Source organism: Stieleria neptunia (assembly GCF_007754155.1).
GTDB lineage: Bacteria > Planctomycetota > Planctomycetia > Pirellulales > Pirellulaceae > Stieleria > Stieleria neptunia.
The window spans coordinates 8,029,841-8,049,078 of record NZ_CP037423.1 but is presented as its reverse complement, the minus strand read 5'-3'; the positions used below and the strand labels follow the sequence as shown (position 1 = coordinate 8,049,078).

Here is a 19,238-nt window from a genome sequence, read left to right as displayed (position 1 = left end):
CCCCGGAATGAGTAAGATAAGTTGCGACGATGCTCGCCCGCTTGTCGTCGAGCCTGAAGTCAACAGAATGTGATTACCAATTGACGCTGGTGAATTATAAAAAACCTGTCACAGTCGCGCGACAAACACGGTATGATCACAGCTTCGAGAGAACTGTTTTTCGATGACGGGGTTGCTTACCCGCGGCCGCCCAAACGCGGTCCAATTCATTCGGAACGACGCGATCCGAGACAGGAGTTCGGGGTGGTAAATTCGGCTGACTTGATGAATCGACACGGCGGTATCAAGTTGCTCTGCATCGACGATGATGTCCTAGGGCTCAAATCGTTGACGGTGCTCATGCAAACCTTGGGCTATCAAATTGATTGCGCCGAAAACGCGGTCACCGGATTGGAAATGATCCGCGCGGGAGACTATGACCTGGTCATGACCGACATGAATATGCCCGGGATGAATGGTCTGCTGCTGACTCAAGAGATCAAAAAGATCGTACCCGAAACGCCCGTGATCGTGATCACCGGTAGCATCGACATGGGGGATCGTGATCTGTCGTCTGCCGGCCACCCCGATTGCGTGCTCGTCAAGCCGCTCGATCTGCACGAATTCTCCGAGCAATTGAATCGCTTGTTGCATCGTGAAGCGTTGCCCGAGAGGGACTGAACGGTTCAGCCTACGTCATGCCTGCGCTCCGGGCCCGGGGATGCCGGCACCATGCTTGCCGGTGGCGTTACGGCCAATACCATCTCATTTGGCCTTGGAGCCGTTAGCGGAACGGCGCAAGCGGGCTGTCGTCTTAGTGAGCCGCGACGCGTAAGCGGCCGGGCATTCTGGCGCCCGCCCGAGGCCTGACGGCCAGCGGCTCACCATTGACTCAGCAGATCCCGACTCAATCGACAGCCCGCGAGCCGTCCGGTTGCATCGTGAAAGACCGGAGGGCTCGCGCCCTACCGCTCTTGCACGATCTCCGTTACCCGATCGCGGAGCGGATGCGATCGACCAATCCGTTGTCGCGGTCACGACTTCCGGGCAACAGGTACGTCGACGCGGCCAGATAGCTGTTGCGGAAATTCGGCGAGACCGCATAAAAATCTTCCAGCACCGCCGAACTGAATTTGTAGTCGTGGGAATCATTGCCTTTCAGGAACACCAATTGGCGGGCGGTGTGAATCATCTGGTCGGCCTGACCGCCGGCGGCCAGAAACTCCATCGCGCCGCGTGATGCTTCTTCACGATCGTCGTTGATCAGTTCAAAAATCTTAGCCACCGACGTCGCCTGCTCGGGGGCATCCATCTGTTGCAACTGGTCGATGCTGCGGGTCGCCACCTTGCCGCGCGACTGCATCGACGATCGGAAATGGGGAATGAACGCGGCGTTCTGCAACAGCAGCCGAATCCGAGTCTTTGGATCGCGGGCCGTCCGATAGGAGTACTGCATCGCGTTGGTGGTCGTGGACGAATGCAGCGAGATGATGCCCGGTTGCTGCATCAGCATTTCACCGGCCGACAAGAACAACGCGTCGGCGATCGATTGGGGATGGATGCCGGATTGAATCAGTTTGGCCGTCTCACGCACCGCCTGTTCGGGCGTGGCATCACGCAAGGTTTGCAAATGGGCCAGCGAGGCCGACGAATCCAGTTTGCCGCTGTTCCAGCGATCATCGAAACCGTCGACCAACGCATCCGTCACCCGCCATGCCGCGTCAGGCGCCAAATCGCTGGTCGCCGGATTGGGTTCCCCATGATGGTTCAACAGCGCGTAGGTCAGCGAACGCAAGACGGGTTCGGCATATCGCCAGCCGATACATTGCAAGGTGCGAAAGCTGTTGGCCACGAAGATGGCTTTGTGCCCGATGCTGCGAAAGTCGCGGCATCCGTAATGGGCCATCAATTCAAACACTTCGTTCGCGCCGGCGGACCGGGCCAATCCCGCGACCGCGGCATCGGCGGCATCGACGTCCCAGTTGTCCATCGCATCGATCAATGCTTGTCGCGCCAAATGGGGCGCCGGAACCGACGCTTCGTTCACCGCGGACATCGTCCAATTGCCTTCCCGGACGTCGCGGGCTTGGGATGATTTAAAGTAATCGAGCGCCCAGAAGATCGGCAACCAACGGTCTTGATCGGGCGAAGCCAAGCTGGCCAGGTGCGCCGAGTTGACCACCAGCACCGCGTGGAATTTGAACCCCACGCTCGGCCTCGGTTCGACGTTGCGGACGCCGGCCAACAGCAACGCCGTCAACACTTCACGATACGACGTACCGCCGCGGACTTTGCCCGCAAACACTTCCACGACCCGGTTGCGCGGTGTGTCTTCGAGCAATCGCACCAACGGTTCGATGTCGTCGCTGAAACGGACTGCTTGTTGGTCAAGTGCCGCTTCGGCCGCGCTCACACGCGGCAAATGGTTGATGATGTCAAGCTCACTGAATGCCAATGCCGCCGTTGCACCGCCACACACGCCCAAGAAGCTTCGCCGCGGGGTGCCTGCTGTTCGATTCATCGTCTTGCTCCGCAATTGCCTAGAACCTCAAAATGAGTCCGCCAACTCGCCATCGTAACCGATTGCACATCACGTATCGAATCCGTCGACTCGGTTGTGACCGAATCACTCGTCCGGGTCGATATCCTGACGCGATTCCCTGCGGCTGAATTGCTGTTCCAGCCGATACAGCAGCGGAAAGGTGATCCGGAACAACCACGCGACAACCAGAACGACCAAGACCGCAATGTACGCAAATTCACCGACGAAGTAAGAAGCCGATAGGTAGACCGCGATCAGCCCGATCGTACCGAAGAGTTTTGTGGGATGATTCAACAGCGTTTCCTCAGGCGTCAGACATTGGTGTCTACAGATCTTGCGACTTGTGTAGACATCAGTCGGGGATCTAATGCGTCAGCGAAAGCAGGTACGCCAACAAATCTTTGGTTTGCCCCTCATCAAGCGTTTCATGAAAATTGGCCGGCATGGGCGAGGTGCCGACGTTTTTTTGTCTTGTGATCTCATCGACCGGAACACTGATTTCTTTACCTGTCTGATCGACGATCACCAGCTGTGTTCCGTCGGTCCGCTTGATCAACCCGCTGTAAACTTGCCCGTCCTCGGTCAACACCACGCTGGCGCGGAAGGCGGCATCGATGTTGCGGTTGGGGGTCAGGATGTCTTCGATCAACCGATCCAAGCCGCGGTTGCCGATGCCGTCCAGGTTCGGCCCGACCGCGACTCCCTTTCCCGCGACTTGATGGCACACGGCGCACTGTTTGGCGAACAACTGGCTGCCGGCGATCGCGTCACCTCCGCCGACCAGATATGCGGCTTTGCGAGTGTTCATCGCAGCGATCAAGGTTTGATCTTCGTTCGGCAAATTGTTTGTTAGCTCCGAGATCCGCTGCGATTGTGCCTTCGTCGCCAGACTCTCCAATTTGCCGCGGACCGCCGGAGCGACCAGCAAACGCGGTGACGCTTGGCCTGCTTCGACCAGCATCAAGAGTGTTTCCACGCCGGCTTGGTCCGAGGAAAGCTTGCCGGCGATCCGTAGTTGTTCCGCCGCGGTCGCCAGCTTGGTGACTTTTCCAAGCGTCTCGCCCACCGCATCGTCGTTGTGACTCAACAGAACATTGGCCAATTCGCCACGCAGGGTGCGGTCAACGCCGTTGATCGAGAGCGACTCGGCGACCGCGGAACGTTGCGGCGTGGGATCGAAGGCGACCAACGCGGCGGCAAATTCAGCCGCCAACGCGGCGCTGGCATCCGGGTCCGCAAGAATCTGCTTTGCCACGCCGGCGAGTGCGCCGATGCGAAACTCACCGATCAGCCGGGCCGCCTTGCTGAACCGAACGACCTCGTTGCTCGGGTTCAATCCGTCGACCGAAAAACGTCCGACGGCCATCCATGCGTAAGCCCCTGCCGTATCACCATCAACCAGTTCGACGAACACCTCGCGACCGGCCGCTTCGCCGGAGTTCCAAGTCACCTTTTGCGCGGTGTCGTTCCGCGGGGGACTCCAGGTTTGCAGGACCGCTTGAGTCGCGGCGTCCCGCACCCGCACCAGGTTCAAACGCTGAATCGGTTTGTCGGGGTACCCGTCGTGGCCGGCCAAGTAGAACGAGAATTCCGCTGGCAGACGAAACGAGTCACTGCGATAGATCCCCGTTTTTGATTCCCCGCTTGGAAAGCTGCTGTGTAGCTTCGACGCTTGCTCACCGTCAGCAGCATTGCGTTTCGTCGACAGCACCCACGGATTGCCATGGTCGGGTGTTCCGGGGTAGGGGAAAAAGGTCCAACCGATTTGCCGGGGTCTTTCGGGCAGGGTATCGCCTTCGCCAGGAATGCCCAGGTACGACCGAGCCAATCGGGTTGCCCAAGCGACCACGACCGGCGGAGATGCGATGCCGCGCTGGCGAAGTCCCGTTTGGATCGAACGCAGCAGTTCCTCCTGGAAGTCAGCGTTTTCAGCGAACCGCGTTTGCGCCATCTGTGCGATCGTGCCCAGGTGTTCCGGCGACGCGTAACGCGCCGCGAAGGACAGGTAGGTGGAAAGTTGATCGGGCGCCAAGCCTTGCAGTTCGGTCACGTGTGCCGCCAGAAACTCGCCGGCAAAGTCGGTTTTGATGCCCAGGCACAGATCGATGACCGCCGTTATGTCGCGAGGCGATCGCGACGCGGTGAAGACACGAAATCGTTCGGCATCGCTCAGGTGATCACGCAGCGTCATGCGAATCGCATGCCTCAAGTGTGGATCCGACGCCGGCGCCGCGTGCAGCGTTTTCATCAGCTCCGTTGTCAACGGCAACGAGGGAAACACCGCCGTGGCCAGCGCGGCACGACGGCGCACCATGGCATCGGAATCGTGCAGTCCGACGGCCAGCAATTCCTGCAACGACCCGTCTGCGTCGCCGCCGGCACCGATGATCTGCATCACGTGAGCCCGCACTCGGGCGCTTGCATCCTGCGCAGCGGTTTGCAGATCGCCGTCGGTGATCGCGGCCAAACGGTGCAACACCCACAACAAGTGAATTTTGGTGTCGGGGTGCTTGCAACGCGCGAGCGTTTGACGAACGGGTTCGATCGCCTCCGCACCGAATTGATCGACCAGTTGATCCGATGCGATCGAGCGCCGAGTCAAATTCACCGAATCCAATTGATCGATCGCGTGCGTGATCGGGGAACCACCATCGCGCATCTTTTGATGCATCGATGTGACCGCTGGCACGTCGCGACGCGTTCGGTCATCGTCGTCATACACGATCCGCCAGATGCGGCCGCGATGGCGATCGCGGCCGGGGTGATCGAGTCCGACTTCGTAGTGGCCGATGATGCGGTTGTAAAAATCGGCAACGTACAGGGCTCCATCCGGACCGACCTGCAGATCAACCGGACGAAACCATGGGTCGCCGGAGATCAGGAAATCGGATTCTTCTCGCGCCGAAACGGTTGATCCGCTGTGATGAATCGAGTTGCGATTGACCCGGCTGGTCATCACGTTGCCGCCAAAGGCGTTGCCGTGAAAGACCGGCGGAAACGCATCGTCGTGATACAACGCAATCCCGCCGATCGCCGTGCTGCCGTGCAAATGATCCATCACGTTGGGGACGAAACCGAGTCCGTCGTGGGGCTTGCCGAAACCCTCGTAAACGCCGCCGGGCATCAGCAACGTGATCGGTTTGGTGTGGCAATCGGCGGTGAATAAATCGCCGTTCGGATCGATCGCCATCCCGAACGGATTGACCTGGCCGTCGGTGAAATGTTCGATCCGCGAGCCATCGGTGCGAATGCGAAACGTGTTGCCCGAATGCATCGTGACGTGGTTGCCATCTTTGCCGGCCACCGAGGACTGGTTGTTGAACCCGTGACAGGCATACAGCCAGCCGTCGAATCCGCGGGTGAATCCGTTGCACATGCCGTGCGTGTCACGCGAGTAGTCGAACGGGCCGTAAAGGACTTCGCGCGTGTCGCATCGGTCATCGCCATCGGTGTCACGCAACAACCAGATATTGGGGATGCTGTAGCAAATCACGCCGTCACGATAAGGATACAATCCGATCGGGATATTCAGTCCGTCGGCGAAGGTGGTGATTTTGTCGGCGCGACCATCACCGTCGGTGTCGTCCAGAATTTTGATCGTGTCACGCCCCTTTCCTTCGGCGGCGGGAAACGGGTATTCGACACTGCTGCTGACCCACAGCCGTCCCTTGGCGTCAAACGCCATGTTCATCGGTTTGGCGATCTCGGGTTCGGCCGCGACGAGTTGGGCTTTGAACCCCGCCGGCAGGACGAAGGTCTGTTGTTCTTCTTCAGGCGTCAGCGGCTCCGTCGTCCTGACCGCGTTCTTAAACTCGTCACTGCCCACCCGATGCGGTGCGGCGGTCGACGGCGTCGGTGGCGTTTCGGCCGTGCCGCGATTGAGCAGCACGTAGGTGCCCAGTTTGTTGCCGACCAGGACATCGACGTGACCGTTGCGATCAATGTCCGCGGTTGTCAATTGAGTCCCAACGCCGACGCGAACGTCGATCAAATGGGGCTGAAAGTCGACGCCGTAATCGGATCGCACGGTACGCAGCCAATACAGCACCGGCAATTCGCTGGCGCCCGGGTCGTTGCCGCCGTGCGCCCAGAACCGTTTGCCCGTCACGATGTCCATGACGCCGTCGCCGTCGATGTCCGTCAAGGCAACCGCGTGCATTTGCGATATCGCCAGACCGTACGGATTGTCGGCCGGTTGGCGTCCCAGGATTGGGTGTTCGACAAACAGAAACTCGTCGCCGGTGCCACGTCGCTCGAACCAACTCAATCCATAGCCGTGTGCGTTTTGGACGGAGAGGACGTCGTTGTCACCGTCGCCGTCAAAGTCATAGGCGAACATTTGCGAACCGCCCGATGCGGCAAACTTTACCGGGTGAAACTTGAACAATCCGCCTGCCGTTTCGGTTTGTTGCCACCAGCCGTCTTTTTCCAACAGGTCCGGTTTTCCATCGCCGTCCACATCTCCGACCCCCAGGCCGTGCGTGAATCGCCCGTAGCCCCGATTGTCGCTTACAGCGGTGAATTGCCATGCCGCCGTCGGGTCGGATTCGTCGGGCTTGGCATAGCCATAGCGTCCCTGGTGAATGCAAACCAGTTCGTCGATTCCGTCGCTGTCGATGTCCGCAAACGTCGGTGATTCGTTGTCCACGCTCGGCAAGGCGTGATGGCTCTTCCAAGCCTTCGATCGGTCCTCGCCGCCGGGGTTTTCGTACCACACACCGGCCGTGCCAGGCATCGGGATCGAGAAGATGTCGACGTGTCCGTCGCCGTTGAAATCGCGTGCGAAGGAAAAGAAGTGATCGGAGTAGCCTTTGATCGAGTAATCCTTGACCGCTGCGTAAGCATGCCGCGTGCGGAATTCGGGGCCTTCGTACCAGTAGGGGCCCGAAACGATGTCATGGTGCCCGTCACCGTTGAGATCTGCGGCGTCGGCCCCCTCGCTGTGAAAGGATTCGCTGAGGACGATTTTTTGGAACCGCGACGAAGGCGTCTCGGCGGCAATCGAGGACGACAACATGGCCACGACGAGCACGACCCGTATCGTGAACGAGAACAAATCGCAAGAAGGTTTCATCGGCAGATCGGGCGAGGGCTGAATCGTGGCAGGGAGAGGAAAGGCAGGTAAGGGCTAACCAGGATAACCGATGTCGAGCGCCGTAGGCTTGATTTCTCCCCTCGTTGCCGGGCTCCGCCTTGCAACGCAATGCCCCAGAGGCTCCGCCTGGGGGCGGCGATAAATCGGTTCATTCCTATCCGCATCGGGCAACAGTCTACCGGTCCATCATTCTGCCTTGAATCATTCTGCCATCCCTCCCCAGATTCCCAGCGACTCGATGGGGCTCGGCGAAGCGGGGGCAGCGCGACGCTGGAAACGCCAGGCTGAGGACAGCGCCCGGTGCCCGATTCGAATGAACCCACCGATGGCAGAGCGTACCCACGGATGAAAAGCAGCCGGGGATCCATGGCTTCCCCGCACGACACGTGTGTCTTGATGGCCGCGATCTGATAAAGTGTCCGGGCCGTCGAAAGACACACCACTGGACAGGTCGTTGCCGCTGGAGATCCATTGGGGCGCGGCGGGCAAACACAACGGCAACGGACGGGCAGGAAAATTTCGACGGCGAGACCACCACACTCCATGACTTTATCAGCCAAGCTTGTCGGACGAATCGCCGGGCCCGTTCTGTTCTTTTTGATCTTGCTGTTCTTTCATCCGCAAGGGTTGACTCCGGAAGCCAACGCGGTGCTTGCCGCGACGAGCTGGATCGCGGTCTGGTGGGTGACCGAAGCGATCCCGATCGCCGCGACGGCGCTGTTGCCGATCGTGCTGTTCTCGCTGACCGGCGCAGTGAAGTTGCAGGCCACCACGGCGCAGTACGGCCACCGTTACATCTTTCTGTACATCGGCGGATTCCTGATCGCGATCGCGATCGAGAAGTGGGATCTGCATCGGCGGATCGCACTCAACATCATCCACCTGATCGGGACGAACATCACCAGCATCATCTTGGGGTTCATGGTCGCCACGGCGGGGTTGTCGATGTGGATTTCCAACACCGCGACTTCGGTGATGATGTTGCCGATCGGAATGGCGATCGTGGCCCAGTTGCGTGACAACCCACAAACCGATGCCGGCGAGAACGAGGTGTTTGGCAAGGCATTGATGTTGGCGATCGCGTACAGCGCGTCGATCGGTGGCATCGCGACCCTGATCGGAACCCCGCCCAACTTGGTGCTGGCCGGTGTGGTTCAAGAAGTTTATGGGGTAGAAATCAGCTTCTTGCAGTGGTTCAAGTTCGGATTGCCGATCTCGCTGATCTTGCTCACGCTCTGCTGGGTCTATCTGACGCGTTTCGCCTTTCATTTCCGCCACAAATCTTTCCCCGGCGGGCGTCAGGAAATTCAAAAGCAACTCGACGCGTTGAAGTCGTTTTCGCTCGAAGAAAAACTTCTGCTGGCGGTGTTTTCGATCACCGCAATTGCTTGGATCAGCCGCTCGTTTGTTCAAAACCAACTGGGGCTTTTGCCGCTGCTCGATGACACGATCATTGCCATGACCGGCGGGTTGTGTCTGTTCTTGATTCCCAGTCGCAAGGTGGACGCCGAGGGAAAACGCGAACCACTGCTGGTGTGGGAAGACACCAAACAGCTTCCCTGGGGCATCGTCTTGCTGTTTGGCGGTGGGATGGCGCTCGCCGAAGGGTTCACGTCCAGCGGCTTGGCGGTTTGGATCGGTTCACAAACGACGCTGTTACAATCCGTCTCGATGCTGTTGCTCGTGCTGATCTTGGTCGCGTCGGTCAACTTTCTCACGGAAATCACATCGAACCTGGCGACGACGTCGATGTTGTTGCCGATCCTGGCGTCGATGGCGGTTGCGATGAACGTGCACCCGTTTTTGTTGATGGTCGGCGCGACGGTGGCCGCGTCATGTGCCTTCATGCTGCCGGTCGCAACGCCGCCCAACGCCGTCGTGTTCGGATCGGGATACTTGAGGATTCCCGACATGGTACGTGCCGGGATCTGGATGAACGTGATTTCAATCCTGCTGTTAACGGTCATTGTCTACTGGGTTTTGCCGGTGGTCTGGGGCATCGAGATCAGTGAGTTCCCGGAACAGTGGCGTTAGCAAGGAATGGGAGATCGATGTCGCATTTTATGACACTTTCCACGTCGTCCAACGGGCGTATTGAATCAAATGTGGTGGCGTTCAGCGAGAAGTGTCCATCTTATGGGGAAGCCTGTCCCATTGATTGACCGCTCTGCAGTTGTGCGTGAAACCACTCCCTCAGTGCCTTTCTTTCCGGGACGTCGTACAACACCCAAGTGTCCGTATGATCCCAGCCCTCCAGCGGTTGAAAGCTGAAGTTCCCATCGGGCATCACGTCCGCCAGATAGCGTCGTGTGGCGTCGACCGATTGCTCGTGACTAATGAATTGGGGTCGGTCACCAAGTCGACGTAACCGCTCCGCCGCCGACGCTCGATCGCTGTCGGGGTACGGCCATGACTTGACGCCATCGTAATGGCTGTGACAGATGAAGCCTCGCCACAGCGACGCGATTTGGTCGTCATGCAGACCGATGAAATTGCAGGCGATTGCTCCGCGGGAAAAACCGGCGATGAAAACGTTGTTCGCGTCGCCGCCGAAGTCATCACAGATGCTCGCCACGGTGTCCTCGCAATACCGAACGGTCGCGTCGACATCGCCCCACCACGTCTCCTGATTTCGCATTTCTGTCTTGTTCACGTAGGGCATGCAGACCCAGATGACACCCTTGCCGCCGGAGATTCCGTATCCGAGATTGCTGCCTTCGACCGTTCCGGGGCTGGTCCGGTACTTGTTACCGGCGTATTCAACGATCACCGGATAGGACTGGCCCGGTTGCCAATCCGTCGGCAAATAAAGCAGGTGATAGACGTTCGAGCCCGCGTAATCCGGATGAACTTGTTTGACACGTTTTCCCGCCGCCGGATTTCCATCGCTGACCGCAGGCGTCTGCAAGTCGGGCGTTCGATCGAACGACTGGGCGCAACACGTCCGCTGCCCGATCCCCAACACACCACCAAACACCAGCATCAGTAACGACAGCCGCAGCCCCGGCATTTTTCGACTCATTTTTCTGCCCCACGTTTTTCTGCCATCTTCCTACGGCTCCTTCATCGTTCTCATGTCACCCATTTTCGGACCGAATCCGAATTCCGCGGGTCAATCAGCTTTCAGGTAGTTCACTCGCAGATCATCCGGCAGCGGAGTGACTTGGTTTTCAGCTCCCCAGAGATCCCACGCCGCACCGAGTTCTTTGACCAGCTTCGGATGTTCGCCAGCCAGGTCATTCATTTCGGTGCGGTCCACGGTGAAATCGTAGAGTTCCCAAGGCTGGTCATCGAGCGCGACGAGTTTCCATTTCCCTCGACGCACCGCCCGATTGCCCTGGTGTTCAAAAAACAGTGTGCGTTCGGTGTTGGAGGCGTGGGCAGGTGAGTGGTTGATCTGGTCGATCAGGTCGATGCCTGGCAGGGGCATGCTGCCGTCGTACGTCGCTCCGGAAACCGCGACCGCAGTCGGCAGCAGATCGATCAGGTGCATCGGGCGGTCGACGATCGATCCCGCAGCGGGCGTGAGACCGGCCGGCCAATGAACGATCCCCGGCGATGCGATGCCGCCTTCATGATTGAAGTGCTTGTACAATCGCCAGGGCGTGTTGGCGGCGTTCGCCCAACCGGATCCGATGCTGTGAAACGTTCCCGGCCCGCCCATCTCATCCAGCATGGCCCCGGTATGCAAAATGTTCTGATTGCTGGAGACGATGTCGAACCCGAAGGGATCCCATTCAAAGCACGCTCCGTTGTCGGACGTGAAAACGATCAGCGTGTTTTCCAGTTCGCCGGCGTCTTTCAGGTCATCGATGACGCGTCCGATCTGTTGATCCATGCGATCGATCATCGCCGCGTAAATCGCCATCCGTCGGGCGAGGTCCTGTTGGCGGTCGCGGGAAAGGCTTTCCCAAGCCGGGTTCACGCCGATTTTGATTTCGCCGTAATTGCGCCAATGAGAACGTGCACTCAATTGTGTCTCATCGGGTACGATTCCGAGTTCTTTCATTCGTGTTAAACGTTCGGCACGCAGTTCGTCCCAGCCGTCTTGGTACCGATCGGCATACTTGGCAATCTCATCGCGGGGCGCATGCAAGGGGAAGTGCGGCGCGTTGTAGGCCAGGTACACGAACCAAGGTGTTTGCGGCGTGGTGCGGGCCAGCGAGAGGCATTGAAGCGCGTGATCGGTGACCGCGTCGGTCGCGTAGAATTCGTCGCTTGCGTCTCGTTTCGTCGACTTGCCGACCGGGCGATGAATCAAGTGGTCGGGGTCGAAGAAACGTTTCGCACTGACCAGCGTTCCATAAAACGCTTCGAATCCATGCCGCGTCGGGTCATCGGTGCCCAGGTGCCACTTCCCCGACATGAACGACCGATAGCCCGCCGACGCCAGGACTTGCGGGATGATCTGCGCGTTTGCCGAAACGACGCCGCGGTACCCCGGGCGTCCCAGATCGTTGGTCGTCATGTGGCCCAGTCCGACGCGATGGGGATACTGGCCCGTCAGCAAACTGGCGCGGGACGGACAACACCGACCGGTGTTGTAGAACTGCGACAGTCGCACGCCCCCGGCGGCCAGCGCATCGAGCACCGGCGTGTTGATCTCGCCGCCGTAACAACCCAGGTCGCTGTAACCGAGGTCGTCCGCCAAGATGTAGAGAATGTTGGGTGCGTCCGGGTTTGCCGCTGTGACGCGACCAACAACGCAGCACAAGACGAGTAACGGAAAGAGTGATCGAAGCATCAAAGGACCTGAAAAAGGTGTCCGACACCTTTTTGGAGGAATAGGCAAAATGGCCTGAGTTGGTGTCGGACGCGCTTTGGTGCGGCGCTAGCGGACCAGGCCTCGGTAGGGCATCGGGCCGGCGGTGTCGCTTTGGTAGCTGGCGGGGACTTGATAGTGGGTCGGTGCGACGACTCCGGCGCTGGCCGGCGCGAGGGTGGTCAGATCGATCGCGTTGGCGGCACCTTGCGGCATCACGAACAAGTTCGGGTCGCCGCTCAGGATCTGGTTGACCGCGTAGACGCCCACATCGATCTGCATCGACAACGGCTCTCCGACGCGAGGCGTCAGCGAAAACTGAACGGTGTGCGGCAACGAGCAATTGTGTTCGACATAGAACTGATGATTCGACGCGTGACTTTCCGCGATCGGCTGACCGCCCGACGGAGCGTACAAGAACTGATCGGTCACGTGTCCCGCGGCGGCGTCGATGTAACAGACGCGTTGGAACGTTCCGGCGGGCATCGGCAGGGCAGAACGAATTTCCAGCTTTCCATCGGGCCGCATGACCGGACCTTGGAGGACTTGGGCGGGATCGATTTGCACCAAACCGAGCGCGTCGGTCACCCAGGTCGGATCGACCGGCAGCACGGCGCGGTCGAGTTGTTGGCGGTATTGATCGTGACGGGCGAAGTACAACAGCCGGCTCATCCCCTCGGGGACTTCGAACCAGAACAGCGAATTGTTACTGCCCATGTCCAATCCGGATCCCATCACGATCGGCAGATTTGCCTTGAGCCGAAAGTCGCGTTCTTTGCGCAGGTTGATCGTCGCTGACAATTTCGGCAGCGCGGGCATGCTGAGGACATCGACCGAAGCGGTGTTGGTGGACAGTTCTCGGATCGCCGAGGTGCGATTGACCGCCGCGGCGACGAGTTCCAGGTTCGGCGTTTGCGGCAGCACCGGTGGCGGGGGCGGCAATTGGAGCGTGGTGTCGCGTCGGGCGCACGTGGCACCGCCGGAGACGAAGCAGACGCCGAGCATCAGCAGCCAAGTCAGGGCACGCATCCTTGCGTCAATGAGTCTCATCGATCATTCCTGTTGAATTTCGCTCGCTTCGCAATACAACAACTCGCTCAGCGATTCGCTCAACGATTCCGCTTCACGCTTGGCGATCTGGCACTCCGCCACGTCGATCGTCGAACCATCTTCGACGACTTCCAAGTGCATCAGCTTCGGTCCCGCCGTTTCTGAATCCGGCCCGTCGGGATCGCCGGCGGTGAGCGGTGGGCCGGTGATGACGCGGACGAATCGTCGACGGAGCAGAATCAGCGCCAACAGGTACCGCGTCTTCGCCTGTTCGGGCATGTCTTCCATCTGACGCAACAGGCCGATCAGCACCGCGCGCGGCGCCAGCACCAGCTTTTTTTCACCGGCGACCGGCATCCGGCATTTCCAATGACCCAGGCTGCCTTCGGGGGGGCCTTTCCAGCCCTCGGCGCTGTAGTCGCGGCGCTCGTAATCCTCGTCGTCGTTCTGCAGCACGACGCTGTAGTACCACTCGCCGTCTTTCAGCGGTCGCTTTTCGCGGTAGCACTGGCGGCTACATCGGCCAACTTTAATTTCTCCCAACATGTCACCGGTTGTAGCACAGCGGGGGGAGCGCTCGAAAGATGCGTTTCTTCGCGATCCTCCAGCCTGGGCATTGGTGTCGACACAAGTCGCAAGCGTCGAATTCACCCTCCCCTCGGGACGTCGCTACTTTTGCTGCAGGACTTGGCAACCGATTTAGATTCTCTCCCTCTGGGAGAGACGGCGTTTGCGCAGCAAGCAAACGCCAGAGAGGGCCGGCGGCTTGCGAAGGTCTTGACGACTTCCGCTACGATCAACTCCGCCACTTAGACAATCGACGTCCTCCGGAAGGGTCGCGGAGGAGTAGGCGCTCCGAGAGGGGAGGGTTGTTGCAACGCCAGAGTTGCTAGCCACGATGGAGCATCAATGCCGGAAGCCCTCCCCTCGCTCCGCTCGACCCTCCCTGCCAGGGAGGGTGACGTCTGACGCGGGAGCTCTGTGCCGTGTCCATGGCCCCTCGGCAGCGGGGCGGCGTGAATCCTTTGGGGATTCGTCCTGCCATGAGCTAAAATGGGGTACAAATTGTCCCTTTGGCCCGTTCAAGGGTGACGGATTCCTCTTCAAAACACGGCTAGGTCTGGCTTTCATGCATTCGCGATTCTCGATGTACTCCACAGTAATTCGACGGCCGATTTCGTTGCTGGTTCTGATGTTCACAATTTCCAGCCTTTGGCCCGTGCTGGCAACGGCCCAGAAACCGAAACCGAAGAAGAAACCCGCCCCCCCAAAGATCCGGCTTCCCGAAAGTGTGCGGACGCGGCCGTCGCATCTGATGGACGTCGCACCGGCGTCACGCGAGCGACGGACGGAACTGGAGCTGGCCGCCGCCCAATTGGATTCGCTGATCGAGGGGAAACTGACCGAACTGGGACAGTCGCCGAATCCCTACGTCGAAGACGACGTATTTTTGCGGCGGATCTACCTGGATGTTGCGGGACGAATTCCGACGCTCGCCGAAGCCCAAGCCTTTCTGGATTCCAACGACCCCGACAAACGCATCGAGCTGATCGACACGTTGCTCGGCAGCCCGGATTACGTCAGCCACACGTACAATTTTTGGGCCGACACGTTGCGGCTGCGTGAGCGTCCCCAGCCCAACATCGTGGCCGAGCCGTTTCTGGCGTACGTCAAAGACGCGATCCGGACGAACAAGCCGTACGACGAGTGGGTCTACGAGATGCTGACCGCCGACGGCAAGGTTTGGGAAAACCCTGCCACCGGTTACCAGCTGCGTGACGACGGCATGCCCTTGCCGTACATCGACAACACCGTGCGGATTTTTTTGGGCACCCAAATCGGTTGTGCCCAATGCCATGATCATCCCTTTGACCAGTGGAGCCAGTATCAGTTTTACGAGCTGGCGGCGTTGACGGCCGGGACACGGACACGCATCAAGCGTGGCGATCCGGGATACGAAAAGACGAACCCCGCCAACGCGATGATCAGCGAAGCTCGGAAACACTACGACAAGGGGCGTGTGCCCGGCGCGTTCCAACGGATGATCCGCGCGAACAGCTACAGCGTTTCGGAGGTCAAGGCGACGCTGCGATTGCCCCACGACTATGCCTACGCCGACGCCAAGCCCAAATCGGTGGTCGAGCCGGCGGTCTTGTGGGGCGAGATTCCTTCCAAAGCAAAGAACGCTTCGCCACGCCATCAGTTCGCCGCCTGGTTGACCAGCCCGGACAACCAACAATTTCAGAACATGATCGTCAACCGATTGTGGCAGCGTTTCATGGGCGTCGGGTTCGTCGAACCGATCGACGATTTCCGCGACGAGCATCCTTGCGTGAACGAGCCGGCGATGGAATACCTGGGCAAGGAACTGGTGCGATCGGGGTTTGACCTGAAGGACCTGATTCGCATCATCCTCTACTCCCGCACCTACCAAAGTGTTGCCTCGGACTATGCCTTGACCAGCGGCGAGCCCTACTACTTTCCCGGCCCGACCATTCGCCGCATGACGGCCGAACAGGTCTGGGATTCGATGTTGACGTTGGCGGTCCGCAATCCGATGCCGTTTCAACGTCCCGGTGCCGAAGAATTGAAACCGTACTTGGACGTCGATTTTGCGAACCTGACCTTTGATCAAGCCAAATCCCAATCGGAGCGGTTTGCCAAAACGTATTTCCTGTCGGCCTACAAGCGTGAATTGAACAAACACGCCTACCAGGGCAACATCCTGTGCCGGGCCAGCGAGCTGCCGGCGCCCCAACGTGCGGACCATTTTTTGCGTCAATTCGGACAGAGCGATCGGGAGACGATTGACGGGGCGGAAAAAGAAGCGACGGTGCCACAGATCTTGGCCATGTTCAACGGCCCGATCACCCACGTGATGCTCGAACGCGGTTCGGCGATCGTCGACGACGTGTTGGCGATCGACAGCACACGCGACCGAATCGATGCGATCTTTATGAGCGTGTTGGCGCGACGACCGGTATCAAAAGACCGACTGCTGGCCGCCCAGGAACTGTCGCGGACGCCCAACGACAACGTCGGTTATGGAAACATCATCTGGGCGCTCTTGAACACGCGCGAATTCTTGTTCGTGCAATAAAACATCCTGTCTGAATACGTCCCTGTTTGAAACCTTCTCTGTCTGCAACCTGTCTGAAAAAGCGATCGATATGCCTCTTCCAGAAACGACCAACGAGTGCCGCCGCGACTTCATGCGTAAGGTGGCCAACCAATGCCTCGGTGTCTCCTTCGGCGGCGCCGTCGGTTCCGGCGCGATGGCGTCACTCGGCGAAGCCAAGGCGGCCGGCACCGCGGCGGGAAAAGCGAAGCATATCATCTATCTGTTCATGGAAGGTGCGATGACGCACCTGGACACGTTCGATCCCAAGACGGGCGTCCCCGAAGCCGGCGAAACCAAGCCGATTCAGACCCGTGTTCCCGGCATCGCCTATGGCGACCGCTTTCCCAAACTCGCGTATCTGGCCGGCGCGATTGCCGTCGTTCGATCGCTGAGCACCGAGACCGGGGCTCACGAGAAAGGCCAGTATTTGATGCGAACGAGCTACAAGAAAATCAACAGCATCCAGCACCCGGCGATGGGCGGTTGGATGTTGGCCGAACAGGGACGACTCAATCGCGAGCTGCCGGGCAACTACGTGATCGGAAGCGCCAACCGACATCCCGGTGCGGGATTCTTGGAACCGTCCCTTTCACCGGTTCCCGTCGCCAGCCCCAGTGCAGGGATTCAAAACATCAAACTGCCCAAGTACCTGCCGGACGAACTGTTCGCCAGGCGGTTGATGTTGGCCGAACGCTTTGACACCAATTTTCAGACCTCGCATCGGGGTAGCACGAAAATCGAAGCCTACAACCAGCTGTACCATGAAGCCCGCAATCTGATGGGCAGCGATCACTTGAAAGTGTTCGATATCAAACAGGAACCCCAAGCCGTTCGCGACGCCTATGGGAACAACACGCTGGGGCAAGGCTGTCTGCTGGCACGTCGATTGGTCCAAGGCGGTGCCCGCTATGTTGAAGTGTCCTACGGCGGCTGGGACATGCACCAGGACATTTACTCGCGGCTGAACGATCGAGCCGGACACTTGGACACCGCGCTGGGAATCCTGCTGAAAGACTTGCACCGCACCGGATTGCTGGATGAAACCCTGGTCGTGTTGACGACCGAATTCGGACGCAAACCGTCGATTAACGTCAACGGTGGGCGTGATCACCACCCCGGCGCGTTTTGTTCGCTGTTGATGGGGGCCGGCATCAAGGGCGGCCAAGTCTATGGGGCCAGCGACAAAAAAGGATTTTCGGTCGACAAGGACCACGTTTCGGTCAGCGATTTCAACAAGACGATCGCTGCGGCGGCCGGTTTGCCGCTGCAGAAAGAGCAATTCGCCCCGAACGGACGCCCCTTCAAGATCGGCGGCGACGGCGATCCGATCGCGGCGCTACTGGCGTGACTGAATGCTGGCGTGACCGAATGTGTCCGGCGCCCCCTGATACTTCTTTCGCACGCAAACCACTGCCCGTGACGGACGCTTCGGCCGACCCAATTTGCCGCGTCCGGTTTGCAAATCAACCTTCAGGGGGACACGCCATGAAAAACGTACTACGACGCGCCATGTTCGATTCGGAAACCTTTGTCGTCGAAATGGTCTATTCCGATTCCAAAGGAAACCGCACCCGACGAATCGTCAGCCCGATTCGTTTTGTCGGCAGCGATCGCTTCTTGGCGCTGTGTCTGTGCCGCGAAGAACCGCGTCAGTTCTACCTGTCGCGGTGTGAAGATGTGCGGCTGATCCCGGCCGCCGAAGTGATCATGCCGATGCCGATGCAGACGATCGAACCGGCAACGCCCGTGCCCGCGGTTCCGGCGACAGCCGTTTGCGACGCCGGCGTCGCCTGCATCGCCTAGGACGCGACGAAAAAGTGGGATAGGCTTCCAGCCTGTCGATTCCGGGATGACAGGCTGGAAGCCTATCCCACGCGATGACAGGCTGGAAGCCTATCCCACTTTTTACCCACAGCCTTCTCCCCGCATGCCGATCCCCGTCCGCGAAACGTTTCCCACCGACCGCCAGGACTTGATCGTCCAGGTGACCGATGACGGCAGCTTGACGTTGGTGCGTGCCGGCAGCGACGACGCCTTTCACAGCGGCTGCGGCGCGGCGTCGGAAACCAGGCATGTTTACCTACGCAACAGCGGTGTGCTGGACCGGCTGCGGGACCGAAAGCAGACCCGGGTGCTGGAAATCGGCCTGGGAACGTCGATGGCGATGTTGATGACGCTCGACGCGGCCGTCGCCCGAGACACGGTGCTGGAGTATGTCGCCATCGAAACCGACTGGATCAGTGCGGCGACGTTGGAATACTTGAAGCCTCGCGATTGGACCGCGCGTCCCGACCTCGTTGATGCCTATTTGGACTTTCGCCGCTCGCTTCCAGACGAGGTTCCGCCGGGAACGTATCGATGGCGGTTCGATGCACGTCGAACGGTCGTCATTGAAGTGTCCGATGTGCGGGATTGGAGTGACGCGACGAGGTCGCCATTTGATGCGATTTACTACGATCCGTTTTGTTGCGAGAGCGCACCGGAACTTTGGACGAGTGACTGTTTTCGATCCATGCGTCGGTCGATCCGTGACACCGGCAAACTGACCACCTACAGTTGCAGTCGACCCGTTCGAGACGCATTGGAACAAGCCGGATGGCAGGTCCAGCGTGTTCCGGGGCCGGTGGGCGGAAAACGCGAAGTGATCATCGCGTCGCCGGTCTAGCTGTTAAACTCTCTGCGTGTTGCT

At 59.4% G+C, this 19,238-nt stretch carries 13 protein-coding genes; 6 read left to right on the top strand and 7 right to left on the bottom strand.

What is annotated here, in order from left to right:
- Positions 1–264 precede the first annotated feature (264 nt).
- Entirely contained in the window at positions 265–660 is a 396-nt protein-coding gene (locus Enr13x_RS28060; protein ID WP_197455404.1) for a response regulator, read from the top strand.
- 307 nt (positions 661–967) lie between these two features.
- Here the strand turns inward: Enr13x_RS28060 and Enr13x_RS28055 are convergent, their stop codons facing one another.
- The 3 genes from Enr13x_RS28055 to Enr13x_RS28045 form a co-directional block, all read right to left on the bottom strand.
- Positions 968–2,500 (bottom strand): hypothetical protein, encoded by a 1,533-nt coding sequence (locus Enr13x_RS28055; protein ID WP_145390185.1) that lies wholly within the window; start codon positions 2,498–2,500, stop codon positions 968–970.
- 105 nt (positions 2,501–2,605) lie between these two features.
- A complete protein-coding gene (locus Enr13x_RS28050; protein WP_145390184.1) occupies positions 2,606–2,815 on the bottom strand; it encodes a hypothetical protein in 210 nt (69 codons plus the stop codon).
- A 70-nt stretch (positions 2,816–2,885) separates the two neighbouring features.
- Positions 2,886–7,595 (bottom strand): PVC-type heme-binding CxxCH protein, encoded by a 4,710-nt coding sequence (locus Enr13x_RS28045; RefSeq protein WP_145390183.1) that lies wholly within the window; start codon positions 7,593–7,595, stop codon positions 2,886–2,888.
- 564 nt (positions 7,596–8,159) lie between these two features.
- Here Enr13x_RS28045 and Enr13x_RS28040 point away from each other — a divergent pair.
- On the top strand, positions 8,160–9,650 hold the full coding sequence (locus tag Enr13x_RS28040) for an SLC13 family permease (RefSeq protein ID WP_145390182.1): 1,491 nt from the start codon (positions 8,160–8,162) through the stop codon (positions 9,648–9,650).
- 100 nt (positions 9,651–9,750) lie between these two features.
- On the opposite strand, the gene Enr13x_RS28035 is transcribed toward Enr13x_RS28040, so the two are convergent.
- The 4 genes from Enr13x_RS28035 to Enr13x_RS28020 form a co-directional block, all read right to left on the bottom strand.
- Positions 9,751–10,638: a hypothetical protein gene (locus Enr13x_RS28035; protein WP_145390181.1), complete on the bottom strand. Its 888-nt coding sequence runs from the start codon at positions 10,636–10,638 to the stop codon at positions 9,751–9,753.
- Positions 10,639–10,728: 90 nt separating this feature from the next.
- Complete coding sequence (locus Enr13x_RS28030; protein ID WP_145390180.1) at positions 10,729–12,360, bottom strand: arylsulfatase; 1,632 nt, start codon at positions 12,358–12,360, stop codon at positions 10,729–10,731.
- A gap of 87 nt (positions 12,361–12,447) precedes the next feature.
- Entirely contained in the window at positions 12,448–13,428 is a 981-nt protein-coding gene (locus tag Enr13x_RS28025) for a hypothetical protein (RefSeq protein WP_145390179.1), read from the bottom strand.
- A 3-nt stretch (positions 13,429–13,431) separates the two neighbouring features.
- Complete coding sequence (locus Enr13x_RS28020; RefSeq protein WP_145390178.1) at positions 13,432–13,974, bottom strand: hypothetical protein; 543 nt, start codon at positions 13,972–13,974, stop codon at positions 13,432–13,434.
- Between the two features lie 646 nt (positions 13,975–14,620).
- On the opposite strand from Enr13x_RS28020, the gene Enr13x_RS28015 reads away from it, so the two are divergent.
- From Enr13x_RS28015 to mnmD, 4 genes are all read left to right on the top strand, one after another.
- Complete coding sequence (locus Enr13x_RS28015) at positions 14,621–16,528, top strand: DUF1549 and DUF1553 domain-containing protein (RefSeq protein WP_231743825.1); 1,908 nt, start codon at positions 14,621–14,623, stop codon at positions 16,526–16,528.
- A 70-nt stretch (positions 16,529–16,598) separates the two neighbouring features.
- The gene (locus Enr13x_RS28010) at positions 16,599–17,897 is read left to right on the top strand and encodes a DUF1501 domain-containing protein (RefSeq protein WP_145390176.1); all 1,299 of its coding nucleotides are present in this window, start codon (positions 16,599–16,601) and stop codon (positions 17,895–17,897) included.
- Between the two features lie 137 nt (positions 17,898–18,034).
- Entirely contained in the window at positions 18,035–18,352 is a 318-nt protein-coding gene (locus Enr13x_RS28005) for a WYL domain-containing protein (protein ID WP_197455402.1), read from the top strand.
- A gap of 124 nt (positions 18,353–18,476) precedes the next feature.
- On the top strand, positions 18,477–19,214 hold the full coding sequence (mnmD, locus tag Enr13x_RS28000; RefSeq protein ID WP_197455401.1) for a tRNA (5-methylaminomethyl-2-thiouridine)(34)-methyltransferase MnmD: 738 nt from the start codon (positions 18,477–18,479) through the stop codon (positions 19,212–19,214).
- Positions 19,215–19,238 lie beyond the last annotated feature (24 nt).

What these genes read in the sequence shown, in the direction of transcription:
- Enr13x_RS28060 (WP_197455404.1), top strand. Translation starts at nt 265, where the DNA reads ATGAATCGACACGGCGGTATCAAGTTGCTCTGCATCGACGATGATGTC.
- Enr13x_RS28055 (WP_145390185.1), bottom strand. Translation starts at nt 2,500, where the DNA reads ATGAATCGAACAGCAGGCACCCCGCGGCGAAGCTTCTTGGGCGTGTGT.
- Enr13x_RS28045 (WP_145390183.1), bottom strand. Translation starts at nt 7,595, where the DNA reads ATGAAACCTTCTTGCGATTTGTTCTCGTTCACGATACGGGTCGTGCTC.
- Enr13x_RS28040 (WP_145390182.1), top strand. Translation starts at nt 8,160, where the DNA reads ATGACTTTATCAGCCAAGCTTGTCGGACGAATCGCCGGGCCCGTTCTG.
- Enr13x_RS28035 (WP_145390181.1), bottom strand. Translation starts at nt 10,638, where the DNA reads ATGAGTCGAAAAATGCCGGGGCTGCGGCTGTCGTTACTGATGCTGGTG.
- Enr13x_RS28030 (WP_145390180.1), bottom strand. Translation starts at nt 12,360, where the DNA reads ATGCTTCGATCACTCTTTCCGTTACTCGTCTTGTGCTGCGTTGTTGGT.
- Enr13x_RS28025 (WP_145390179.1), bottom strand. Translation starts at nt 13,428, where the DNA reads ATGAGACTCATTGACGCAAGGATGCGTGCCCTGACTTGGCTGCTGATG.
- Enr13x_RS28020 (WP_145390178.1), bottom strand. Translation starts at nt 13,974, where the DNA reads ATGTTGGGAGAAATTAAAGTTGGCCGATGTAGCCGCCAGTGCTACCGC.
- Enr13x_RS28015 (WP_231743825.1), top strand. Translation starts at nt 14,621, where the DNA reads ATGTTCACAATTTCCAGCCTTTGGCCCGTGCTGGCAACGGCCCAGAAA.
- Enr13x_RS28010 (WP_145390176.1), top strand. Translation starts at nt 16,599, where the DNA reads ATGCCTCTTCCAGAAACGACCAACGAGTGCCGCCGCGACTTCATGCGT.
- Enr13x_RS28005 (WP_197455402.1), top strand. Translation starts at nt 18,035, where the DNA reads ATGAAAAACGTACTACGACGCGCCATGTTCGATTCGGAAACCTTTGTC.
- mnmD (WP_197455401.1), top strand. Translation starts at nt 18,477, where the DNA reads ATGCCGATCCCCGTCCGCGAAACGTTTCCCACCGACCGCCAGGACTTG.